A 6,000-nucleotide genomic window follows, 5' to 3' on the forward strand; every position below is an offset into this window, starting at 1 on the left:
AAGGCTTAATATCATGCTTGCTATTGAAAAATATTCTCAACATGTAGGGGGTACATAATGAATTTCATGCGGAAAAAATCGTTTACAGTATTTGTATTTTTACTAGCATTTTCAATGCTTTTAAGCGCTTGTGGAAAAGCAAATAACAAAGAAGAATCTACAAAAGAAGATAATAAAAAAGAAGTGGTTACTGTAGAACATGCAATGGGTAAAACAGAAGTTCCTGCTAATCCAAAACGTGTAGTTATCTTAACAAATGAAGGAACTGAAGCTTTACTTGAATTAGGTGTGAAACCAGTTGGTGCTGTAAAGTCTTGGACTGGTGACCCATGGTATCCACATATTAAGGATAAAATGAAAGATGTAAAAGTTGTTGGTGATGAAGGACAAGTTAACGTTGAAACAATTGCTTCTTTAAAACCAGACTTAATTATCGGTAACAAAATGCGTCACGAAAAAGTGTACGAACAACTAAAAGCAATTGCACCTACTGTGTTCTCAGAAACATTACGTGGGGAATGGAAAGATAACTTCAAATTTTATGCAAAAGCATTAAATAAAGAAAAAGAAGGTCAAAAAGTTGTAGCTGATTACGAATCACGTATGAAAGATTTAAAAGGCAAACTTGGCGATAAAGTAAATCAAGAAATCTCTATGGTTCGTTTCATGCCTGGTGATGTTCGTATTTATCATGGCGATACATTCTCTGGTGTTATTTTAAAAGAACTTGGATTTAAACGTCCTGGAGATCAAAACAAAGATGATTTTGCAGAGCGTAACGTATCTAAAGAGCGTATTTCTGCTATGGATGGTGACGTATTATTCTACTTCACATTCGATAAAGGAAATGAGAAAAAAGGATCTGAACTAGAAAAAGAATATATAAACGATCCTCTATTTAAAAATTTAAATGCCGTAAAAAATGGTAAAGCATACAAAGTCGACGATGTTATTTGGAATACAGCTGGCGGTGTAATGGCTGCTAACCTATTACTAGATGACATCGAAAAGCGCTTTGTTAAATAATACATCTCTAGCCAGCACCCTCCTATGGTGCTGGCTATTTTCTATTTCACTGAAGTGTCACATTATTTCATTTTGTATTTTTATTCCCAATATGTTATATTATAAAAGTAAATAGAATATATTTTCTCTATATCAGAATAGATGTTTTAATCTAAATTTTCTGATTAATCACTATTTTATTTTATTTTAGAATTCAATTATTACATTTGAAAACGCTTATCATCTCGTTTTCAGGGCAAAATACAGTAACGGTTGAAGAAAAATAGAACTTTTTTAGAAATTTTCTTTCTATTTCCATATAATTCTATTGACTTCTAAATATTTTGTAAATTAAAATGATTACATAAATATCCGTTATACAGGATTAGGGGGAAACAAAAATGGATGCAGCTTTAAAATTAGACAAAGCTGGAGAGCAACAATCACAAAAAAAACATCCACCAGGGTTGTACTTGTTGTTCTTAACAGAAATGTGGGAAAGATTTAGTTATTATGGAATGCGTGGCCTTTTAGTTCTTTATTTAACAACTGCTGCTGTTAGTGGCGGGTTAGGATTTGATAAGGCAGTCGCAGTGCAATTATATGGTACTTTTACAGCGGCAGTATATTTCATGCCAATTATAGGCGGATGGCTAACGGATCATTATATCACAAGACGTCATGCCATTACTCTCGGCGGAATCATTATGGCAATCGGCAATTTTGTACTATTCTCAATGAATACAAAAACAGGACTATTCCTTGGATTAATACTATTAGTTATTGGTAATGGATTCTTCAAACCAAATATTTCTACACTGTTAGGTGAATTGTATGGCGAAAATGATTCACGTCGTGACAGTGCATTTACTATCTTCTATATGGGTATTAACGTAGGTGCTTTCTTTGCTCCACTTATTTGTGGATTTTTAGCAGAAGATTTCTTTAAAACAAGCGCTAATGGCGTTATTGTAATGGGATATAAATACGGATTCTTAGCAGCTTGTATCGGTATGATTATTGGACAAATTGTTTTCAACTTATTAGCTCCTCGTTACCTTGGTAAAGCAGGAACAACAGTTGTTGGTAAAAAATCAAAAGATCAACCTGTAATCGAAAAGAAACCTTTAACAAAACAAGAGAAAAACCGTACTTGGGCAATTGTAATTTTAACTTGTTTCGTAGTATTCTTCTGGGCAGGATTTGAACAAGCTGGTAGTTCTTTAACACTTTATACAAATAAATTTGTAGATCGTACAATTTTCGGTTGGGAAGTTCCAACATCTTGGTTCCAATCCGTTAATCCAGCATTCATCGTACTACTTGCACCATTTGTATCTATGCTATGGTTAAAACTTTCTAAAACAAAACGCGGTGATTTAAACGTGCCAACAAAAATGGCATTTGGTATGATTTTACTAGGTATAGGTTATCTTGTTTTAACATTAGCAGTTCTAAAAACTGGAAGTAGTGAAGCAGATATAACTGTAAAAGCGAATTTATTATTCATCGTTATCACTTATCTCTTCCATACAATTGGTGAGTTATTCTTATCACCAATCGGTCTATCAATGGTAAGTGCAATCGCTCCTGTAAAATTAGCATCATTACTAATGGGGGTATGGTTAGCTGGTACGGGTATGGCTAACTGGTTAGCAGGTAAACTTGCTTCCTTTACACAATCATTAGGATACCTTGAAGTATTTGCAAGTATCGGTATTATCGTTATCGTCTTAGGACTTGTACTCCTTCTCTTCTCTAAAAAAGTTGCGAGTATGATGGAATAACACACAAAAAGACGCTTCTAAAATTAGAAGCGTCTTTTTTATTATTTCTCCTCTAAAGCTGTCACGTCCACATGAACGCTCTCACCAGGATTAGATATATCATACACTTGAGCACTCCCCTTCTGCTCATCACAGCTCTCAATCCATACTGGTACGCCCTCATATGTAACGTCAATTCTACTTGAAGAAGATAAGATTTGTTTCACACGTTTCACATCCATACTAATATCCCTCCTTTTGCTTACTACACTCCTTTCTATTTTTTCTTTTCCTTTTAGAATATATTCCGTAAAGCAGCATGTTGATTGATAGTCATTTCTTCCTCACATGCTAATATTTACTCTCTCGCTACCTTTCTGACAAATAAAAAAAGACGTATATTCCACACGTCTTTTTCCATAATATTCAAATTTTAAGAAAATAATGTTTTTACTACCGCACTTACTTTATCATTATGGATTTGGTAATACACTTCTAAGCCTCGTCTTTCAAAGCGCACTACTTTATTTTGCTTTAACTTCGTTAAATGTTGTGAAACCGTTGATTGCGGAATTTCTAATACTTCCTGTAGTTGTGTTACATTACATGTTCCTCTTTGCATAAGTTCCATTACTAGACGTAGACGAAGTGGGTGAGCTAACGCTCTTAACATTTGTACATCTTCTTCTGAAATACGACATTCGAATTGATTTTGGCTCATAAAGTTCCCCTCATTTTCGTTTTTATTTGCGTTTTTATTTGCGTTTTTATTTGCGTTTTTATGTTCTTTTTATTTATTTATATATCTGTTCTTATATTTCCTGTTACGACATAACTTTATCAACCTATAAAGCCGAAAAATTTTTCCATCTTCATCAGCAAAAATTCAGGAAAAAATCCTTGCTGATTTTGAATATTATACTATATGATATAACGAAAAAGCAAAATAATGGCCTACGAATACTTTGCTTGCAAACGTTGTTTTATCAGGCTTTTTGTTATATTTTCACCTCATTGAAATGCACAGTAACGGTATTGTAAAATATCGTCTATAATTGATAACCTTTCGTAATGTAGTTGAACTATACTTAACCTCTTTGTTACGCTAAAAGGAATTTTCAGTAAAAAGAGATGATATGGTATTAAAAATTTGTTTCTTATTTTTTATTCGTATTGCAAGCGGTTGGATTGTTGTGAAAGACTTCCTATTAAATCCACTCACCGTTCCTCCCTCACTAGATCAAACAGGACAGATAAGTGGCATATATCAAACTTTATACTCTATATAAAATACGGCATCTAATATACACCTATAGGAAACATGCCATCTGAATAAGCAAAATAATATGCAAATAATTTATACAGCACACTTAAATTCATTTAAGTGTGCTTTTTGTCTACTTTATGAACAAAGCTTTTCTTTTAACACTATTATGGAATAATTATACTTTTTTACGTTGACAATAGTGTTGAAGGAGAATATACTAAGCATGTAAGTTGATTGTGAATAGTTTCACAAATAATGTGAATTTCTTCACATATAATAGATAGGAGTTGTCATTATTATGAGTACTTGGACACAAATTTATGACCCATTAAACAATATTTGGTTATCTGCACTAATCGCAGCACTTCCAATCTTTTGTTTCATCATTTGTTTAATGGGATTCAAAATGAAAAGCTACATGGCTGGTCTTTATAGTGTGATTGTCGCTATTATCCTTGCAATATTTGTTTATAAAATGCCAGCAACAGTAGCTGTAGCATCTGCCGGATTCGGTGTTTTATCTGGATTTTATCCAATTTGTACTATCGTTATTGCCGCAATTTTCCTTTACAAATTAACTGTTAAAACAGAGCAATTCAATATTATTCGCGATAGTATTTCAAGCATTACAAATGATCAACGTTTACAAGTATTATTAATCGCTTATTCTTTCGGTGCTTTCTTAGAAGGCGCAGCTGGTCTAGGGGTTCCAGTTGCTATTACAGCTGCACTACTTGTCGGTATGGGCTTTAATCCATTAAAAGCAGCAGGTATTTGTTTAGTAGCTAATATTGCTGGTGGTGCTATGGGTGCTATGGGTATTCCAGTTACAGTACCAGCACAATTAACTGAACTTGACGCATTAACTATTGGTCGTCAAACTGTTCTTATTTTACCTTTCATTAGTATTATCTTACCTTTCTTACTTGTTTCAATGGTCGATGGAATTAAAGGTATTAAAGAAACTTGGCAAGGTATTCTTGTAAGTGGTGTTTCTTTCGCAATTACTCAGTTCCTTGTAACTTACTTCTTAGGTGCAGAACTTACTAACATTTTCGCAGCCGTTGTAAGTATGATTGCTCTTGCATTATTCTTACGTGTTTGGCAACCAAAATCTTCTACTAAAGAAGAAAAACAAGAAACTAAAGTATCACATACATTCAATCAAATTTTATATGCTTGGTCTCCATTCGTATTCTTAACTGCATTTGTAACAATCTTTAACTTAAAACCGATTAAAGCTTTATTTGCTCCAGATGGTGCTTTAGCAAACTTAGTATTTAACATTCAGTTCCCTGGTCTTCATAATGCTGTTATGAAAACTACACCAATTACAAAAGCTGATACACCTTTCGCAGCTGTTTTCAAATTTGATGTATTCTCTTCTACAACTACTGCGATTGTACTAGCAATTATCGTTTCACTTATCGTTTACCGCGTAAAAGGTAAAATGGTTAAAGAATTAATGATTGAAACAATGAAAGAATTAAAAGCTCCAGTATATACAATTTGTAGCGTTATCGCTTTAGCTTACGTAGAGAACTACTCTGGTATGTCATCTACACTTGGACTTGCATTCTCTTCTACTGGTAATGCATTCCCAGTTCTTTCTCCAATCTTAGGATGGATTGGCGTATTCATTACAGGTTCAGTAGTTTCAAGTGGTTCTTTATTCGCACCACTTCAAGCAGTAACAGCAGACCAGTTAAACATCGTTCCTTCTACACTCGTTGCCTTAAACGTAGTAGGTGGTACAATGGCAAAAATGGTTTCACCACAATCTGTAGCAGTTGCTTGTGCCGCAGTTGGACTAGTTGGTAAAGAATCTGCTCTATTTAAAACAGCAATGAAATACAGTTTAATCTTCTTAGCTGTTATTAGCTTACTTCAATTAAACGCTGTATTTAATATCTTTTAAAAATAAAACACCGATCCAAATTGAAGTGAACCCGAATAGTGGTA

5 protein-coding genes are annotated in these 6,000 nt (G+C 33.6%); 3 read left to right on the forward strand and 2 right to left on the reverse strand.

Features of this window, described 5'->3' with window-relative positions:
* The first annotated feature begins 57 nt into the window (after nucleotides 1-57).
* Both RT27_RS14510 and RT27_RS14515 read left to right on the forward strand, forming a co-directional pair.
* The gene (locus RT27_RS14510; RefSeq protein WP_043936518.1) at nucleotides 58-1,026 is read left to right on the forward strand and encodes an iron-siderophore ABC transporter substrate-binding protein; all 969 of its coding nucleotides are present in this window, start codon (nucleotides 58-60) and stop codon (nucleotides 1,024-1,026) included.
* Between the two features lie 380 nt (nucleotides 1,027-1,406).
* The gene (locus RT27_RS14515; RefSeq protein ID WP_043936519.1) at nucleotides 1,407-2,792 is read left to right on the forward strand and encodes a peptide MFS transporter; all 1,386 of its coding nucleotides are present in this window, start codon (nucleotides 1,407-1,409) and stop codon (nucleotides 2,790-2,792) included.
* A gap of 41 nt (nucleotides 2,793-2,833) precedes the next feature.
* On the opposite strand, the gene RT27_RS14520 is transcribed toward RT27_RS14515, so the two are convergent.
* Together RT27_RS14520 and RT27_RS14525 are read right to left on the reverse strand one after the other, a co-directional pair.
* On the reverse strand, nucleotides 2,834-3,013 hold the full coding sequence (locus RT27_RS14520; RefSeq protein WP_043936520.1) for an acid-soluble spore protein H: 180 nt from the start codon (nucleotides 3,011-3,013) through the stop codon (nucleotides 2,834-2,836).
* A gap of 191 nt (nucleotides 3,014-3,204) precedes the next feature.
* Complete coding sequence (locus tag RT27_RS14525) at nucleotides 3,205-3,492, reverse strand: metalloregulator ArsR/SmtB family transcription factor (RefSeq protein ID WP_000081428.1); 288 nt, start codon at nucleotides 3,490-3,492, stop codon at nucleotides 3,205-3,207.
* Nucleotides 3,493-4,336: 844 nt separating this feature from the next.
* On the opposite strand from RT27_RS14525, the gene RT27_RS14530 reads away from it, so the two are divergent.
* Entirely contained in the window at nucleotides 4,337-5,956 is a 1,620-nt protein-coding gene (locus RT27_RS14530; RefSeq protein WP_016083562.1) for a lactate permease LctP family transporter, read from the forward strand.
* The last annotated feature ends 44 nt before the right edge of the window (nucleotides 5,957-6,000 follow it).

Source organism: Bacillus sp. L_1B0_5, from assembly GCF_000836715.1.
In the GTDB taxonomy this organism is placed as follows: Bacteria; Bacillota; Bacilli; order Bacillales; family Bacillaceae_G; genus Bacillus_A; species Bacillus_A thuringiensis_S.

Excerpts from the sequence above, each read along its gene's own strand:
- RT27_RS14510 (WP_043936518.1), top strand. The coding sequence starts at position 58 with ATGAATTTCATGCGGAAAAAATCGTTTACAGTATTTGTATTTTTACTA.
- RT27_RS14515 (WP_043936519.1), top strand. The coding sequence starts at position 1,407 with ATGGATGCAGCTTTAAAATTAGACAAAGCTGGAGAGCAACAATCACAA.
- RT27_RS14520 (WP_043936520.1), bottom strand. The coding sequence starts at position 3,013 with ATGGATGTGAAACGTGTGAAACAAATCTTATCTTCTTCAAGTAGAATT.
- RT27_RS14525 (WP_000081428.1), bottom strand. The coding sequence starts at position 3,492 with ATGAGCCAAAATCAATTCGAATGTCGTATTTCAGAAGAAGATGTACAA.
- RT27_RS14530 (WP_016083562.1), top strand. The coding sequence starts at position 4,337 with ATGAGTACTTGGACACAAATTTATGACCCATTAAACAATATTTGGTTA.